General features: G+C 45.9%; 14 protein-coding genes and 1 riboswitch. Of the genes, 4 read left to right on the plus strand and 10 right to left on the minus strand.

The features are described from left to right. Positions 1 to 126: 126 nt before the first annotated feature. Positions 127 to 1,578 (plus strand): catalase KatA, encoded by a 1,452-nt coding sequence (katA, locus tag RBB45_RS03965; RefSeq protein WP_009793657.1) that lies wholly within the window; start codon positions 127 to 129, stop codon positions 1,576 to 1,578. 819 nt (positions 1,579 to 2,397) lie between these two features. Here katA and RBB45_RS03970 read toward each other — a convergent pair. The 5 genes from RBB45_RS03970 to RBB45_RS03990 all read right to left on the minus strand — a co-directional run bounded on the left by RBB45_RS03970 (position 2,398) and on the right by RBB45_RS03990 (position 5,692). After that, positions 2,398 to 3,405, minus strand: coding sequence for a DUF3231 family protein (locus tag RBB45_RS03970; protein WP_306009124.1), 1,008 nt, complete (start codon positions 3,403 to 3,405; stop codon positions 2,398 to 2,400). A gap of 247 nt (positions 3,406 to 3,652) precedes the next feature. Beyond that, positions 3,653 to 4,243: a hypothetical protein gene (locus RBB45_RS03975; protein WP_306009125.1), complete on the minus strand. Its 591-nt coding sequence runs from the start codon at positions 4,241 to 4,243 to the stop codon at positions 3,653 to 3,655. Between the two features lie 22 nt (positions 4,244 to 4,265). Continuing rightward, entirely contained in the window at positions 4,266 to 4,598 is a 333-nt protein-coding gene (locus RBB45_RS03980) for an aminoacyl-tRNA hydrolase (RefSeq protein WP_022543897.1), read from the minus strand. A 25-nt stretch (positions 4,599 to 4,623) separates the two neighbouring features. Beyond that, on the minus strand, positions 4,624 to 4,899 hold the full coding sequence (locus tag RBB45_RS03985) for a hypothetical protein (protein WP_094769513.1): 276 nt from the start codon (positions 4,897 to 4,899) through the stop codon (positions 4,624 to 4,626). 109 nt (positions 4,900 to 5,008) lie between these two features. Then, on the minus strand, positions 5,009 to 5,692 hold the full coding sequence (locus RBB45_RS03990) for a M50 family metallopeptidase (RefSeq protein ID WP_094769514.1): 684 nt from the start codon (positions 5,690 to 5,692) through the stop codon (positions 5,009 to 5,011). Between the two features lie 531 nt (positions 5,693 to 6,223). On the opposite strand from RBB45_RS03990, the gene RBB45_RS03995 reads away from it, so the two are divergent. Further along, a complete protein-coding gene (locus RBB45_RS03995) occupies positions 6,224 to 7,201 on the plus strand; it encodes a quinone oxidoreductase family protein (RefSeq protein WP_129612772.1) in 978 nt (325 codons plus the stop codon). Positions 7,202 to 7,240: 39 nt separating this feature from the next. Here the strand turns inward: RBB45_RS03995 and thiE are convergent, their stop codons facing one another. The 4 genes from thiE to RBB45_RS04015 form a co-directional block, all read right to left on the minus strand. Further along, the gene (gene thiE / locus RBB45_RS04000) at positions 7,241 to 7,894 is read right to left on the minus strand and encodes a thiamine phosphate synthase (protein WP_094769516.1); all 654 of its coding nucleotides are present in this window, start codon (positions 7,892 to 7,894) and stop codon (positions 7,241 to 7,243) included. Continuing rightward, positions 7,881 to 8,714, minus strand: coding sequence for a bifunctional hydroxymethylpyrimidine kinase/phosphomethylpyrimidine kinase (gene thiD, locus RBB45_RS04005; RefSeq protein ID WP_094769517.1), 834 nt, complete (start codon positions 8,712 to 8,714; stop codon positions 7,881 to 7,883). Before thiD ends, thiE begins: the two co-directional genes overlap by 14 nt. After that, positions 8,715 to 9,530, minus strand: coding sequence for a hydroxyethylthiazole kinase (gene thiM / locus RBB45_RS04010; RefSeq protein ID WP_050767298.1), 816 nt, complete (start codon positions 9,528 to 9,530; stop codon positions 8,715 to 8,717). It abuts the gene before it with no gap. A gap of 77 nt (positions 9,531 to 9,607) precedes the next feature. After that, positions 9,608 to 9,721, minus strand: a riboswitch (TPP riboswitch). Positions 9,722 to 9,782: 61 nt separating this feature from the next. Continuing rightward, positions 9,783 to 14,951 carry an AAA family ATPase gene (locus tag RBB45_RS04015; RefSeq protein WP_306009126.1) on the minus strand — a complete coding sequence of 1,723 codons (5,169 nt, stop codon included), beginning with the start codon at positions 14,949 to 14,951 and terminating at the stop codon, positions 9,783 to 9,785. A 105-nt stretch (positions 14,952 to 15,056) separates the two neighbouring features. On the opposite strand from RBB45_RS04015, the gene RBB45_RS04020 reads away from it, so the two are divergent. Continuing rightward, a complete protein-coding gene (locus RBB45_RS04020; protein WP_009793644.1) occupies positions 15,057 to 15,200 on the plus strand; it encodes an anti-repressor SinI family protein in 144 nt (47 codons plus the stop codon). Here the strand turns inward: RBB45_RS04020 and RBB45_RS04025 are convergent. Continuing rightward, the gene (locus tag RBB45_RS04025) at positions 15,187 to 15,891 is read right to left on the minus strand and encodes a response regulator transcription factor (protein WP_009793643.1); all 705 of its coding nucleotides are present in this window, start codon (positions 15,889 to 15,891) and stop codon (positions 15,187 to 15,189) included. The genes RBB45_RS04020 and RBB45_RS04025 overlap by 14 nt on opposite strands. Positions 15,892 to 16,361: 470 nt before the next feature. Here RBB45_RS04025 and RBB45_RS04030 point away from each other — a divergent pair, with 470 nt between their 5' ends. Then, on the plus strand, positions 16,362 to 17,450 hold the full coding sequence (locus RBB45_RS04030) for an AbrB family transcriptional regulator (protein ID WP_009793641.1): 1,089 nt from the start codon (positions 16,362 to 16,364) through the stop codon (positions 17,448 to 17,450). Positions 17,451 to 17,723 lie beyond the last annotated feature (273 nt).

Below are 17,723 nucleotides of genomic sequence, written 5' to 3' on the forward strand. Positions count from 1 at the left end.
ATGTCTATCTCTTTAAATCTCTTACTTATTAATAATTATTATAAAAAAGTATTGATTTTTTATTGAGAAGTGATATCATTGATTACATGGAACAAGCAATCTATTAAACTAAGAGGTGATGTTTTGATGACAAATAATAAACTGACTACAAGCTGGGGCGCCCCTGTTGGCGACAATCAAAATTCAATGACGGCTGGATCCCGCGGGCCGACCCTTATTCAGGATGTACATCTTCTTGAAAAACTGGCCCATTTTAACCGTGAACGTGTACCTGAGCGTGTGGTCCACGCCAAAGGAGCAGGTGCGCATGGCTATTTTGAAGTCACAAATGACCTGACTACATATACAAAGGCTTCATTCCTTTCTGAAGTCGGCAAGCGCACTCCGCTGTTTATCCGTTTCTCCACTGTAGCGGGGGAGCTCGGTTCAGCAGATACAGTCCGTGACCCGCGCGGTTTCGCTGTGAAATTTTATACAGAGGAAGGCAATTATGACATCGTCGGCAATAACACACCTGTTTTCTTTATCCGGGATGCGATTAAATTTCCTGATTTCATCCATACGCAAAAGCGTCATCCGCAGACACATCTGAAGAATCCGAATGCTGTCTGGGATTTCTGGTCCCTTTCACCTGAAAGCCTTCATCAGGTAACCATCCTGATGTCTGACCGCGGCATCCCTGCTACATTAAGGCATATGCACGGTTTCGGAAGCCATACCTTCAAATGGGTCAACCAGAAAGGCGAAGGTGTCTGGATCAAATACCACTTCAAGACTGAGCAGGGTGTTAAAAACCTGGCGCCTGAAGCTGCTGCGAAAATAGCCGGGGAAAATCCCGACTACCATACTGAGGATCTCTTCAATGCGATTGAAAATGGTGATTATCCTTCATGGAAGCTTTGCGTGCAGATCATGCCGGAAAAAGATGCTGAAACATACCGTTTTGATCCGTTTGACGTAACGAAAGTGTGGTCCCAGAAGGATTATCCTCTTATCGAGGTAGGCCGGATGGTATTGAACAAAAATCCTGAAAACTATTTTGCGGAAGTCGAGCAGGCAACCTTCTCTCCTGGCACTCTTGTCCCGGGTGTTGATGTTTCTCCTGATAAAATGCTGCAGGGGCGCCTGTTCGCTTACCATGATGCACACCGCTACCGTGTAGGTGCGAATCATCAGGCACTGCCGATCAACCGTGCCCGGAATGAAGTGAATAATTATCAGCGCGACGGCCAGATGCGTTTTGACTCAAATGGCGGCGGATCAGTCTACTATGAGCCAAACAGCTTCGGAGGCCCTAAAGAAACACCGGAAAATAAGCCCGCTCCTTTTGCCGTAACAGGTGCTGCGGACAGCGTTTCTTACGACCATAATGATCATTACACACAAGCTGGAGATCTTTACCGGCTTATGAGTGAAGAAGAGCGTTCCCGTCTTGTGGAAAATATCGTCGGTGCCATGAAGCCTGTTGAGAGCGATGAAATCAAACTTCGCCAAATTGAGCATTTCTTTAAAGCAGATCCTGAATATGGAACTAAAGTAGCAGAAGGACTGGGCCTGCAGGTGCCTGTAAAAGCATAAATCCTTGTCTGAATCTGCCCTTCTCTATTCTCAATAATCGACAATATTCTCAATTACAGGCACCTGCTTCGGCCGGTGCCTGTAATTATTTTATGAAAAGGCTCATCGCATGAATGGCTGTTATTTTGCCATTCATAACTGAATAAGGAAATCCACAGGTTGAAAATAAGTGGAGTCATTCCGGCTATCAGCTGAAAAACTTGAAAATGGGCAACTTCGCTCTGCTTTATCGGAAATCCTCCGCTTTTTACACCCGCCAGAGTTATAGTCAGCAGCCTAACCGGAGAATCTACGCTTATTTTAAGGCTTGCTGGTCAAAAGACCGGATTGTGAATTGCTTCTTAAAGAATGGTCATTCGTACAAGCTGCTGAAGCAATATAACCATCCACAGGAGAGTAAATCCACGAAATGAGCCTCTGGCGACAATCTATCATGATCTTGAATTGTATGTGGAACTGCAGATTTGGACGAACTTCCTTATGGAACCGCCCCTTCTTCGGAACATGCAAGGAATGTGAAGATGCACTTGTCTCAGAATAATCAATGCTGAATGAGAAGGTGAAATTAATGATTAAGAAGATATGCCCTAAATGCCAGACAGCTGAAAAACAATTGAAGCACAGCATAATCTGCAAGTGCGGCAGCCGGCTGAGGGCGAAGAATTAATACGAAGAATGGTGTTTTAATATGATGATCATAGAATTTCCTGAATGCCGGGCCAGCCAATAGAAGCACGATAAATAGTGCTCTTTTATTGGCTGGCTAATTTTATGCAGGGCACCGCCGAAACTTTAAAAGATGTAATCAAGACCAGCAGATCATTTCCCGGCAAGTTCATCTCTTTCTGGACATGGCGGCGGCTGTTCGAACCATTTGTTTTGGATAAGCAGGTCAAGTCCGTCCTCTGAATAGGCTGTTGTATCTGCAAAGCATCTCATATAATAAGACGCAACATCCCTCCTCAGTGTCATGGACAGTGCCTGCCCGTAGCGTGCCACCCCCAAGGCATTGAGAGTAGAAACCAGGAAAAGCATCAATTGATCTGAATACGGAGCATCAGTAGATTTTGTTACTTTCGAGTCCCAGGTCATCCCATTTGGCACCAGGTCCTCTTCAAGCAGGCTCTGTACTTTAGAAACAAATTCTGAAGCAAGTTCCCTGCCCCTTATGAAATATTCTTTTATTTGCGGGTCTCTTACGGTTTGGATGAACCCTGTAAGCAGCTCCTTGCCCATCTGGTTGGTGATGCCGTTATCAAACAGCTGGGCGGCTTCGATGGCAAGAAGCGGCCTTCTTTTTCCCATCCACCCCTTGACAAAGCTATGTTTTTCTACGATATCAAGCTTGTCTGGATATGGGATATAAGGAGGCCGCACAAATATCCCCTTCCCTTTCATGGTATCAAGAATCTCTTTCAGCACATGGTTAGCTTCCTCATAGAATTCAGAATAGAGTATGAAAACATCTTCTCTGGAAGAAATGTTCAGGCCCATGGTATGGGAAAGGACTGCAAACCTTGCTGCATTAAGCATGATATCACAATAAAACATATCGGTATATAGGCGGGCAGCATTCAGGTTAACATGCTGGTCAGCCGGAAAGGCACGGGGCACCGGAATATTTTCCTTGGCAAACAGCTGTGCCACTCTTTCCATATGGCTTTCCGCCAATTGGATGGTATGCTCCAGGCAAGCCTTGATATCCTGGTCGTCCACTCGCTGGAAAAAATGATATATCAAACAGATGGTTGCGCTGTCGTCCATATAAGTGTTCCACAAGTAAGCTATTTCAGCACTGGTCAGCCTTGGGTCATGATGTAATTCCATCTTCCGATCCTCCTTTGATAATGGTAGTATGTGCGAATGGTTTAAAGAAATTACAGTAATATGGAATTAAATTGGGAATCATTATATTTAAATTGAGTCAGCAGAAATCTTTTACCATTGAATTTTGCTCAAGTTTGCATATAAAAAACGCCCGGGAAGATTCCGGGCGCTGCCTTTGGGATTATATTTAGATTTAATCAGATGTTTTCTCTGAAATTTAAATTCTGACCAGCTTTTTTCTCCTGTATTATTTAAATTTACCTGCTGGAACCTTTCTGGATAAAAAAGTGATGGCGAGCAGCAGAATAATAAACAAGAGTGCCGTTAAAAAACTGCTTTCTCTGAAAACATTTTCAGCAAGCCTTTTTAATTTGTGAATGAGAGGCTCTTTTACTGCTTCTTCACGTTCATCCCTATATTGAACATGTTTGACAGTCGAGCCGGACAACACAGGCTCCCATCCATCCTTGCCTTCTTCGAGCCAAATTTCTATTATATCCCCCTTTGCGATATCCATCGGTGCAGGACCGGTGAATTGGTCAGCCATCCAGGAAGGAATATAATGATAATAAACCTCTAAGGCTACGTCCTGGTCAAAGCTTCCGGGCGCTTTTATTACTTCTGAGGGTAAAAGGGTCATTTTCCTGATCTGGAGAAATTTTTCGTTTGGCAAATCCTGAAAGAACGCATCTTTTTCCACCTTGCCAACGATATGCAATGGAGCCTGAAGCTTCATTTCTTCCACTTCAGCTGGATCGGGTGCAGCGAGAGCCTCTTCTCCTTCGTTTAAAATGAATAGAGCAAGAAGAACAGTTAAGGCCCTGACGATGGTTTTCATGAGAACCTCCCTATATATAAGCTTATTTATACAGCCGAAGATGCCCGACGATCATTTTGGCTTCTTCTTTATCCATCGGCGGCAGGGCTGATGCAGTGAGGCTTCCGGGAGCAACCTCTGTCCTTCCGGCATCTTTGATTGTTACATAGCCTTTCTCTTCAAGTTTCTTGAGCTCTGCTTCACGGCCGGAGAGCATAATTTTTGTTTGTCCGCTCATCAGCCATTCTTTGAAAAGTGGTTCTTCCATATAAGTGAGCACACTTATGGCTGCTGCATGGGCAGCCTGGGCAGCAGCTTTCCCGGCAGACATTTTTAAGTCAGAGTTAATCACATAATATTGCACAATTTGTTTCATATTGACCCTCATTTATTTCGTTTAGTTATATTCCAGCTCCAAATACATCCATGATTAAAGAGACTGCCAGCGGGCCAACGAAAATGGCAATGATCAGCCAGACGCCAGTTTCCATGCGTATTTCCTTTTTATCCAAAGACAGCTTTTTCATAGCAAAGTCGGTTAATAGCAGGATGAACCCGATGGTGACGAAGATGGATAAGGTCTTCAGGGAATGCGGCTGGATATTTTCATAAGCAAAAGCAGCAGCCAGCCCTGACGAGACAAGGATAGCTGGATTAATAACAGTCGTCAGTTTCATAGGTCCTCCACTTTTTTTCAGATGGTTTTTAACTGGTTGATTTTGTAAGTTCCCTTGTTTTCTCATAGTAATGCATATGTGAAATTCTGTCCAGATAAGAAATTCTTTTTTAATAGCGGCTTAATTTAAATATGCCTTTTTTTATGGACAAATAACAGAACCAAATCGCCTGCAGGAAGAACAAGGTCCCAAATACTTGTGCAGGAAGCAAAAGAGAAGCAGAAAGATTGGTTGCATCCCCTGCTGCCTGAGGAGACATCAAGCTCAGCAGCATGATCTCAAAGGCACTTGTGACGGATTCAACGAGCATGATCGATGCGATCAGGAGCAGGATATTTTGTATGAGCGAAGGGCTTCCTTTCTTTAAAAGAAAAGCAAAGCCGGCACCAAAAGAAATCAGCCAGAAGATCCCGTAAGCATTCCGCACCCAGAAAACCAGGTTAAGAATGATAAAGCCGAGCAGAATCAGAATCAGCACTTTGTCCTTTTTCTTCCCCAGTAGCCAAAAGGCGATAAAAGCCATAAAAGATGAAAAAACATATCCGGCAGCTCCAGTAAACACTCCCCCGAACCAATTAGAATGTCTTGTGTATGTGACACCTTCTGTATTGGCAAAAAGGGAGATATGATGGACTTCTCCCCCGAACAGGGCTACAAGCGCATGGCCGGATTCGTGGATGAGCGTATTGATGATGCCGGAATAGTCGCCGATGACCGGCATTCTTGTAATAAGGACGGCCAGTATTAAAAATATAAAAAACCGCCAGCTGAATTTGCTGCGAATAAAATTCATCCTTAGTCCTCTTTTCCTGGTATTCTTAGAGAAAATTATACCGGATATAACTTTAAAAAGCTTTTGTGGCTATTACTTTTTAAGTCTCTAAAAATGCTAACTATATAAACCACTTTGCCTGCAGCCTTATTTTAAGTTAGCTTTTCCATGCAGGCTGCTGATTTCCGTTCCAGGCACTTCGCTTTCCGCGGGGCGACGCTGAGCCTCCTCAGAGCAAGCTCTTGCGGGGTCTCAGCCTTGCCGCTATCTCCCGCAGGAGTCTGCGTGCCTCCACTGCAATCAACAGGGTTTAATAATTTTGTTGGCTAGTTTTCAGTGATAAACTGGGTAGTTCCTCCACGGCTGGATTGGCTGTACTAAAAATATTTCACTTACTTCTATAAGGAAATAAATAACTTTCCCCCGAAATCCCTTCATTTTGTCATCTAGTTACATAAGTTTTTCTTATGATTAACTATAATATTCTGATCATTCCTCACTTTCTTTTCAAAAGTTAAAATAGATAATAGCAGATACATAAGGAGGTTTATTATGAAGGCGATACATGTTACAGCGTATGGCGGCCCAGAGAATATGATTCTGGCAGAAGCTGAAAGGCCGGTGCCTGCTGCAGGGGAAGTTCTGATAAAAGTGAAGGCGGCCAGTGTGAATTTTGCCGATATCAAGACGAGATACGGAAAAAAAGGAGGCGGTCCACTCCCTTATATCCCGGGTATAGACTGTACCGGCACGATAGAAGCTTTAGGGAACGGTGTGGAAGGTCTTATTCCAGGTCAGCGGGTAATTGCGTTTCCTTCTAAAGGATCTTATGCCGAATATGCCCTTGCCCCAGCCATGCTGACCTTCCCCATCCCGAAAAGCATTTCAGATATACAGGCTGCAGCATGCCCGATTGCCGGAATAACGTCACTTAAGCTGCTTGAAGATATAGCACGAATCCAGCAAGGAGAAACCGTACTAGTGCATGCCGGCGCTGGCGGAGTCGGGACTACAGCCATTCAGCTTGCCAGGATACTTGGCGCTGGAAAAGTAATCACAACGGCTGGTTCCCCTGAAAAAACAGCATATGCCTTGGAAGCAGGAGCCGATTACGGAGTGTGTTATACAATCGAAGATTTTCCTGCAAAAGTAATGGAATGGACAGAAGGTAAAGGGGCTGATGTGATCCTTGATTCTGTTGCCGGTACAGTGACAGAAAAAAGTCTGGATTGCCTTGCACCTTTTGGAAGGCTTGTCAATTTCGGCAATGCTTCGGGAAATGCCGGAACTGTAGAGACAAATGATCTTCACAGCAGCTGCCGCTCCCTCCTTGGCTTCAGCTTTGGGACGGTGCGCAAAAAGAGGCCGCATCTTGTAAGGGCTTCAGCTGGAAAAATTATCGGTTTGCTGGAAACCGGCCGGCTCAGCATGAAAATTGGAGAAACTTTCAGCTTGTCTGAGGCAGCGGAGGCCCATACCAGGATAGAGAGCAGGCAGAGCCTGGGGAAAACTGTCCTGATAATAGACTAAAGATTCATAGCCTGCACCTATTTGCAGGCTATGAATCTTCTATATCGTCACACTTCTTTTAAGGCTTGCAGCAGCTTCCTTTATATCTGCAGCCTGGCTGATGCTTGTTATGACAGAAACGCCGTCTGCCCCGGCCAGAATAACAGCACGTGCATTGTGCGGTGTGATTCCGCCTATTCCTACAACTGGTATTGTGATAGCAGACTCTCTCAATTCCTGTATGAGAGCCATTCCCTGAACCGCCTTGGCATCTGCTTTTGTTGACGTCGGATAGATGGGGCCAAGACCCAGATAATCTGCGCCAGCCCTGACAGCTTCGTTCGCTTCCACAAGTGTATGGGCAGATACCCCCAAAATCTTATCCCCGATTTTCTCCCGTACTGCTTCGGCCGGCTCGTCCTCCTGCCCAATATGGACGCCGTCTGCGCCGATTTCACATGCCAGTTCTATGTCATCGTTGATGATAAAAGGAATGCCCCCTGTCCTGCACATCCGCTGAAGCTGCTCTGCAAGCACGTATTTTTCTTGCCTGCCAAGACATCCTGCCCCTTTCTCCCTGTACTGAAAAAGGGAGATCCCGCCTTTAATCGCCTCTTTCATAACCATATCCGGATTCTTAGTGCAGTTCGTGCTTCCCATGATAAAATAGACCTTTAACAGCTCTTTCATTCTTTGACTGTCAATTCGCGCCATATGCCAAGCCCTCTGCTTTCTGTCTATTGTTATATGCCCAGTGGTTTGTCGGGCCGTGGCCGCTCCCAAGGAGAAGATCATCTTCGATGGCTGCCTGGATGAAGTCTTTTCCAAGCCGGACACTCTCCTTTACAGAAAGCCCCTTCGCCAGTCCTGCCGTGATTGCTGCTGAAAAGGTGCAGCCGGTCCCATGGGTATTGACTGTATCCACCCTCCTGCCTTCAAACACATCAAAGCTGCTTCCATCAAAAAGCAAATCAGCAGCAGCTTCTTGATTTCCTGTTTCATGCCCCCCTTTAATGACTACATTGTGAGCGCCGAGCGCACATAATCTCCTGGCTGCTTCTTTCCGTTCGGCTAAAGAAGAGATTTTCATGCCGGTTATTGCTTCTGCTTCAGGAATATTAGGGGTGATGATTAGTGCGAGCGGGAGTAAATGTTCCTTCAGGGCTGCCATGGCGCTTTCCTGCAGGAGGCTAGCCCCTCCCTTGGCAATCATCACAGGATCGACGACCACCTTTGTCCATTGATAATGGCTGATAACAGCAGAAACAGCTTTAATGATGTCTGCATCAAAAAGCATGCCCGTTTTTAAAGCATCCGTCCCCATGTCGCTTCCAATGCTCTCTATCTGTTTACCTACAGCTTCGGCCGTCATCGGGAAGACCGCCTGCACGCCAGTGGTATTCTGAGCGGTGATTGCTGTCAGTGCTGACATGCCATAGACACCAAGTTCCTGGAAGGTCTTAAGGTCAGCCTGGATTCCGGCTCCGCCTCCACTGTCCGAACCCGCTATTGTCAATGCTTTGTTAATATTCATTTATATTTCTCCTTTGAGGACAGTAATGTCCGTCCTGTTTTCAAGATCCTCACCCTTAAGCAGGGCAAGGCTGTTAAGCAGCTCTATTTGAAAGGTTCCAGGTCCTTTGTTTCCCGCTGCTTCTGCAGCCATTTCTGCCGCTGCAGAGTATACAGCCAGCGCAGCCGCCGCGGCTTTCAGTGAGTCTGATTCAATTGCATGGAAAGCGCCTATCACCGATGACAGCAGGCAGCCCGTTCCTGTAACTTTCGTAAGGAGGCTGCTTCCGCCACTGATCCGGACAACTGTTATTCCATCAGAAATGATGTCCTCCTTCCCTGTAATAACAGTTACGGTGTTGAACAGTTTTGCAGCAAGAAGGGCTGTCTCTTCCGGGTTGCCGGCTTCCCCGCCGTCAACACCTTTAATTTCTCCTCCTTTTCCGGCAAGGTGAGATATTTCGGCTGCATTGCCGCGCAAAATGGAGATCGGCAGCTCTTCGAGAAGGTTTCTGCCTGTTTCAGTCCTGTAAGCTGTTGCACCTGCCCCGACCGGGTCAAGGATGATCGGCACTGAGTTTCTGCCCGCTGATTCTCCCGCAAGTTTCATAGATTTTACCACAGGGGAAGTAAGAGTGCCGATGTTCAGGACCAGCGCCCCTGCAATGCCGGCCATATCGGCAGCTTCTTCTGCAGCATGAGCCATGACAGGCGATGCCCCCAGCGCCAGCAGGCCGTTAGCGGTAAAATTGGTGACAACCATATTGGTGATATTATGTACAAGCGGCTTTTCAGCCCTAAGCTTTTCCAGCATCACTGCTATCTCTATTGTATTCATTCCCTTTTCTCCTTTCAGCAGCAAAAAAGCCAGGCCCTGAAAAGGACCTGGCAATTGTGCATAAAAATATAGCAAATAGTTCCACTTCGCTACTTTCCTACGCTGGCATCATCCAGATCAGGTCCAAAGGGTTAAAAAACGGGCCAGTTTTTCTCTCAGCCTGCTTTCCGCAGGCACCCCCAGTAGTTGCTTATTAGATTGACAATTACATAGTATCTTTTTTTGTCCCCGGCGTAAAGCGATAATCATTTACTAAACCATTTCTGCGGCAAAATGATAGATTGGCAGTTCAATGAAAACGGAAGTCCCTTCTCCTTCATTGCTCTCGGCCCAAACTTTACCATTATGCCTTGCGATGATTTCCCTTGTAATCGAAAGTCCGATGCCATTTCCGGCCATCCTGCTGTTACTGCTTGCCTTGGTATAGTTCCTGTCAAAAATAAATGGAAGCCTTGCAGCCGGGATGCCGCTGCCGGTATCTGACAGGCATATCCTGACACTTCCGCCCTGGGATGCCAGCCTGGCGCTAAGGATCAAACCGCCAGTCTCTGTATGCCTGATGCTGTTTGAGACCAGATTGGAGAAGGCCTGCAGCAGACGGGCGGGATCTGCCTCCACCAACGGAACATTCTCAACATTCGTGTTTTCCAGATCCAGGACAAAATAAAGTCCTTTCTTTTCGGCTTCAAATTTAAATTGCTTCCTAATATTGACCAGCATCTGGCCAAGGGGCAAATAATCCATCTCAAACCGTATTTGGCCAGCCTCCATACGGGAAAGATCAAACAAGTCGCGGATCAGGACATTCAGTTCATTCAGGCGGCTGACACTTCGCTTAAGAAATTCTCTTTTTTGCTCTTCTGATTCGGCAATACCCTCCTGCACAGCTTCTATATAGCCCTTAACGGCAGCAAGCGGAGACCTTAAATCATGAGAGATGTCTGATAATATAGTGTTCTTTGCCTGCCTTGAGCGGTCGAGTTCTTTATTGGCCCTCTCCAGGCGGATATTTGCTTCATTCAGCTCTTCGGTCCGCCGGGCAACCCTTGCTTCCATCCTCTCATACAGATCTGCATTTTCCAAAGATATGGCTGCCTGAGAGGCAATCAATTCAAGAACCCGGAGATTTTCTTTTGTGAATGCATGCGAAATCTGGTTGTTTTCCAGGTACATCATACCCTTTACTTCACCCTTATTCAGGATCGGCAGGCAAATGAGCGACTTCAACAGCATCCTTTTGACATAAGGATCCCCTGAAATCAGACTGTTTTCACAGGCATAATCAAGAATGATTCCTTCTCTGCTCAGCTCTGCAAGTTCTATTGCCTGTTCGGACAGCATTTCTCTTCCTTGGACCGGCTCGAAGCGTTTTGGCCGTTCACCCCCACCGGCATACTCCCCGATCGTCCAAATTCCATCCCGTTTAAAGAGCAGAATCCCCCTGTCTGCTCCGCTGTAATGCATGGTAACCTCCATTAGCCGGGCCAGCAGATTTTCAAGCACTACTTCCCTGGATATGCTCTGGGCGGCGGAAACAAGGGCATACTCATCAAACTGAATGGAATGACTGGTTTCCGGTTCCTTCGGTAAGGAAATTTTAACCTTCTTCCGAAGATCATCAGCCTTGGCTTCTGCACCCCAAAGGCGATAGCATTTAAAAGCTTCTGAGAAAAAGGAACTTGCCATCCTGCTATATCCCTGCGCAGAAAAGTATCGGCCTGCACATTCATTTGCAAGGGCAGCATCCTGCAGGAAGCCGTTCTTTTCGGCTTCCTGAATGCTTTCATCATAAATATTAAAAAGATTGGAATCCCTCTTGGCAATCCTTCGGTATTCTGCTTTTAAAAGCAAGTATTTATGACGGAAATTCGACGGGGAAAGAGCTGCCCAGCGTTTCATTTTTGATATAGAGTCCTTCAGTTTAGCCAAATGAAGAGCTTTTTTCTTTTTCTGCTTTTCATGTTCATAAAAACGGACAAGCCATAAACCATGATAGAAATGGTATTCAGGGACAATGACAAGCGTCAGCCTTTTGCTGATAAGCGGTGCCAGTTTCTGAATCAGTTCATCGGCATATTCAGTTTTCTGAAAAAGATAGCTCATCTGCAGCCGGATCGTATAATGGATGATTTTTGCAGAGTCATCATCGAGCACAGGAGTAAAGGTCCAGTCATGACTCTCTTTTTCCTTCTTCAAATAGAGGACCCATTCCTCCATCTCCGTCAAAAAACCGATTGAAATAGGATATTGAATCCTATTGACGAACATGATCTGATTCCGGATCCCATCCAGCGCCTCTTCAAGCGGCGATCCTTTCATAAATAATGTGATGACGATGAATGAACTATTAGCACCGGCAAGATGGATATTTCCTGCATCCAGGCAGTATCTCTGTGAATCCGTGAGGTGGTGGAGATTTTCTGAAATCGGGTGTCTCCAGTGGCTGACAAAGCTTCCAAAGACAAACTGCACACGGCCTTTAATGCCTGTGACACCAAAATGCTGAGACAGTTTGATCGCCAGCCTGCCATAGTCGTAGCTGCCCTTGAAATCGCTGAATCCCGCGCTTAATATCAGGCTGTAATTATTGAATACAAGGGCACTTAAGTCGGTTAATCCGTTGTTGAGCGTGTAGTTTAGTGCCTTCAGCATCAGCATGGTGGCAAGATTCTGGTCTGCATGGTAGGATGGAGCGTTCAGGTTGATGAGCGTCTGCAGGATTTGCCTTTTGTCCCGGTCCACCATTTCAGGAAGGGACATTATGTCTTCTTGTGATTTACCGCTTAAAGCAAATTTTGCACGGAGAAACTCCATCACAATAGCATGTTTGCCGATGCTTGGTGCAAAAGTGATTCCGTAAAGCTTAAGGCCTTCTATTCCTGAGCTGACCGCCTCTTTCACCCTGTGCATATGAGTGAATAAAGTGATTTGCAGATTATAAATTGATAACTTCTCATAATCAGTTTTTGCATTTTCAAGCACTATAGCGAAGGTTCTTTCAGCTTCAACCAATTTTCCTGTCAAATAAAAGCATTCACCAAGACCTTTGAATATGCGGAAAGTCAGTTCATATTTCCCGTTCCAATCTTCCCCGGCGAGCTTAAGTGCAGCCTGGAAATAAGAAAGCGCTTCCCGAAAGGCAGCAGCATCCTTGGCAAGTTCTCCTGCAGCGGCATTCCATTCTGCCAGCGGAGCCCTTTCTTTCATTTCAAGCTGTTCACTGCAGATATTCAAATGGTGGACAATCTGGAAAAGGCGTGACGGTGTATTCTCCTTCATGCCGACAAGCAGCCTGCCGATTTTCAAATGGGAGGCATTCTGTTCTTCCAGGTTCATAGACTGATAGACTGCCTGCTGGACGGTATCGTGAAGGAAGCTGTACTCTGTTGGCATAGCATTCACATAGCCGCTGGAATGAATATATTTATATAAAGGATCTCTAGGGAGAATAAAGCCAGATTCAAGGGCCAGCCAAAGAGATTCAGCGAGCCACCCTGGACGGTCTTTGAACAGGAGGGAAAGCGTTTTGAAATCAAATCTGTTGCCAAAGCAGGAGGCAGCCTTTAAAACCTCTTTTGCTTTTTCAGGCAGCTTCTGGAAACGCTCCAGCATAAAACCGGATATTCCGTCATCCACTGGCCTTTCCATTATTTTTCCGATATCAGCTTTCCATTTTCTTTCTGCTGGATCCCTGGTAATGAAGCCATCCTCAAAATATGAAAATAAAAGCTGGCTGATGAACAGCGGGTTGCCCCCGGTTATCCTGTGTAAGAGCCCTCCGAGTTCCAAAACCGTTTTCCCATCATCTCTCAGGGCATTTCCTACCCATGCATAAATCTCCTTTTGACTGAGCGTGCGAACCGGGATATGATGAATCTCTGCTGCTCCTTCTTCCAGCCTGGCAAGTGTCCTTCTTACTGGATGCCTGGACCCTGTTTCATTGTCCCTGTATGCACAAATAAGCATAAAATGGGGAATCATGCCCTTCAGCAGGAGATATTCGATCAGCTCAAGCGAAGCAATATCCGCCCACTGAAGATCATCAAGAAAGAGAACAAGCGGATGCTGTTCATCTGCAAACAGGCATATAAACTGGTGGATATGAAACAAAAATTGCTGATGGGCGTCGGCTCCATTTGGCCCTTCTTCAACCTGCTCTCCCATAAGCAAGCCCAGCTCTGGAAGGACTGAGAAAAGGACCGCATAATTTCCGGTAAAGCCGTCCTTCAATTTAGATGCCCACATCGCTCTGCGGCTTTCGCTCTCAAGCATTACCTGGAGAACGAGAGAACGGAATGCTGCAATGATCGGGGCATAAGGCATCTGCCTTTGCAGCATGTCATATTTTCCGGAAACAAAATAGCCTTTTTCCCGGATGAGCGGCTTTTGGATCTCGTGTACAAGAGCCGTCTTTCCCATCCCCGGTGAACCTGGCAGGAACACGGCGCCTGTACCCCCCCGGCTGACCTCCTCAAAAACATGAAGGATTTGTGCTTTTTCATTGTCACGTCCATACAGCTTCCTTCCGGGTTCAAACAGCATACTATCATCGTCTTTCCCAAGTGGATACACTTCTTGCCGCTTCCCGGACTTTAGATTTTCGAGGGCACGGAGAAGATCGGCGCGTATCCCGAAAGCGCTGCCGTATCGATTTTCAGGCATTTTTTCAAGCAGTTTCATGATAATTGACGCAATTACAGGTGGAAGATCAGGATTTGAATCACAGGGATTCTTCATACTTTTTGCCAGATGCTCGTACACAAGCTCAAGCGGTTCCTTCGCCTTGAAAGGCAATTCACCGGTAAATAATTCGTAAAATACTATTCCTGCTGAGTAGAAATCTGAACGATAATCAACTAGCCTGTTCAATCTTCCAGTCTGTTCAGGGGATATGTAAGGCAAATGAGCCAAATTGGCCAGGCTGGCAGCGTTCAAGGAAGGATGTTCTTCTTTTAATAGCGTCGACTGGCCGAAACCAGTAATTTTAATCCTGCCATCAACGGGGTTAAAAAGGATATTTCCCGGATTGACCGATTTATGGATAATATGCTGCTGGTGTACCTGCAGGATTGCCCCGGCCAGTTTTGCTGAAATGTCCAGCATCTCTGTAAGATCGGCATTCTTGATGCTGAGTTCACTTAGTGTTATACAAGGAAAGTATTTGCAGACCAGATATGGCTTTTTTAAGTGTATGATTAACTCTTCTGCTTTTAGGATGCTGTCTTCTTCCATTTCCTTTGTAAGCTGGTATTCGTGAACAAGAGCAGCAATCTCCATATCTGACAGCACATCGTTTTTATATGTCTTTATCAGCACCTGCTCCCTGCTTTTGACCGAGTAGCCTTTCAGGAAGATAAATTCTTCATTTGCAGTTTCTGCGGCAATCAGCTGGTATCCAGGTATATTAATGTTCTCAATCATAATGGTCACCCTCTTATTTAAGCGAAACTTTAATACGGCTTTAATAAAACTTTAACTTTCCATTTTATAATATAGCCAACGAGAAGAATGGTCTGGAGGTAAAGTATGAAGAAGGAAGAGAAAACGCTCTCTTATGAACAGGATTTGTATGAATGGATATGTTTGATGGCAGAAGCAAGAAAGCTTGGCATGACGGCTGAGGAAGTCAGGGAATTCTTCAAATCCGCCAAAAACCTCAACCTCCATTGAATTTATAGCCCATGCCCCTGACTGTGATAATATATTCCGGCCGGGCCGGGTCCTGTTCGATTTTCTTGCGGAGATTGCTGATATGGACCATAACAGTCCTGATATCCCCAAAGCTGTCTTTTCCCCAAATGGAATCGAATAAATGCTCTGCACTGAAGACACGGCCGGCATTTTCAGCGAGGCAGCAGAGCAGCTGAAATTCCTTTGCAGCCAGAGAGATGGGCTTTCCCTCCCTCGTCACTTCACAGCAGTCCCTGTCAATAGCCAGCTCTCCAAATATTAATGCCCGTCCATTACTAGCAGCCTTTGGGCTTCCTGACAGCTCTTTATATCTTCTAATATGGCTCTTTACCTTTGCAACGAGCACTGGCGGGCTGAACGGTTTCGTTATATAGTCATCGCCGCCTATCCTGTGACCTATTATCTGATCTATATCATCTTCCCTTCCACTAAGGAAAAGGATCGGAACCTTTGTCTTTGTTCTGATGATGCGGCAAACCTCAAATCCATCCATGTCCGGCAGCGCCACATCCAGGATGATCAAGTCCGGCTCCAGGCTTCCTGCCAGCTGCACCGCCTCTGCACCTGTTGCTGCAAAGGCAAGCCTAAAGCCTTCCTTAGATAAATAAGCCTTTTGAATATTCTGAATGTCAGGATCATCATCAACCAGCAGAATTAATTCACCAGTCATAGCACGCTTCCCCCTTTTTAAGCACAAGGAAAAAATTAACACTACTGATATATTATAGCACTCATTAGAGGTTTTATTGTATAAATCTTCTGACAGCAGGATTTATATGTTTGATGAGCTGGTCCCGGGGTAAAAAAGGAAGGAAAGCCAATCTATCGAAGGGACTGATAAACGATGAATCGATTAGCAGCGACTTCTGGTTTTGGCATCTTAATGGAAGGTTCTTTTGTTTTCCGTTCACAAGGAACCCTGGTGCTTAATCGGTGGACTTAGAACCGATTCGGCCCCAAAGCTGAACCTTCCGTGCCCCTCTAGGGGAAACTTAGCTGCTTATGCAGCAGAAAGCGCAGGCCATATGGCTTGCGCTTTTTCTATTGAAGATTGCAGCAGGAAACCGCACTTCTTGGGGTATCAGCAAAAAAATGGTAAGATATATTTAGGAAAACTAAACAAACAAAGAAGGTTGCAACATGCAAATCATTTCAAATAATAAGGGGTTCCTGGCTGCTTTTTTCATCGCTCTTGCCGGCGGTATAATTTTTACTCTCCTTCACCTGCCGATTCCCTGGCTGCTGGGCAGTCTGACGGCCATTCTTGCTGCCAGCCGGTTCATCCCCTTCAAGCTGGAATGGCCAAGAAAGCTGAGGGACGCAGGGATCCTCATGGTCGGATACAGCATCGGTCTGACATTCACAAAGGATGCAGTCAGCCAGATGTCAGGAAAACTGCCTAGCATGCTTGCCATGACCCTGCTTACCATTGCATTCTCGGTCCTCCTTGCCGTCATCGTTTCCCGCATATCCGGAATTGATTTTCCGACGGTCCTTACAGGAAGCATTCCTGGCGGGCTTTCGCAAATGCTTGTTTTTGCAGAAGAATCAGAAGGGATTGACTTGACGACAGTTACGTTTCTGCAGGTTGCAAGGCTGCTGATGATCGTCTTCTTTGTCCCTTTTTTAGTATTAGGTCCGCTTTTATCAGGAGAAGCGGGGCCTGCTGCTATCCTTCAGGAAGAAATACCGCAATGGAGTGCCTTGTTTCCGGCTGTCATACCCTTTATCTTCGCTTCACTGGCAGGTGCTTATCTGGGGAAAAAGTTAAGGCTGCCGACACCTTATCTGCTCGGCCCCATTGTCGCAACCGCTTTGATGGGGATATATTTTACGAGAGGACCTGCGCTTCCTCCTTCCCTGCTGGATCTGTCCCAGTTTTTCATCGGCGGCCATATCGGCCTCCTTATGAGGCCGGAAAAGCTCCATCACAAAACTAAAACCATCTCACTTGCCCTTTTAAGCGGCGCTCTGCTTATCGGTTTATCCCTTTTATTAAGTATCCTGCTGGCATTCGAGTACGATCTTTCATCTGCCACCAGCTTTCTCAGCCTTGCTCCAGGAGGAATGGACCAAATGGGAATCCTGGCACACGAGGTTCATGCAGATCTGGCCACAGTCACCGGCTATCAGCTTTTCCGGATCTTTTTTATCTTTTTCGCCGTCCCCCCTGCACTGCGCTGGTATTTCCGCCTTCGGACACGCAAGAGAACGGCAAAGAGGGCCTGACTATGACCATAGCAGTTCAGATAATGTAAAAATCACAGCCCAATAAACATGCGTTTTCGTAATGTAAATAGCAGGGTAATTAACACACCAAAAAAGCCTGGAATGTCCCCAGGCTTTTTATTTTTTTGACTTTATTCAGTAAACGCTCTCAATCGCTGAATGGTAGAACTGTGATTTGCGTTAAACTTTTTGATTTTTAAACAATGAAGTCAGGTTTTCTGCAATAGAGTGTTATAGAGGGAGAAATTCCTTTTATGTAATCGAAAACGCGAA

It is taken from the genome of Bacillus sp. MMSF_3328 (genome assembly GCF_030733525.1).
Lineage (GTDB): Bacteria > Bacillota > Bacilli > Bacillales > Cytobacillaceae > Bacillus_AB > Bacillus_AB infantis.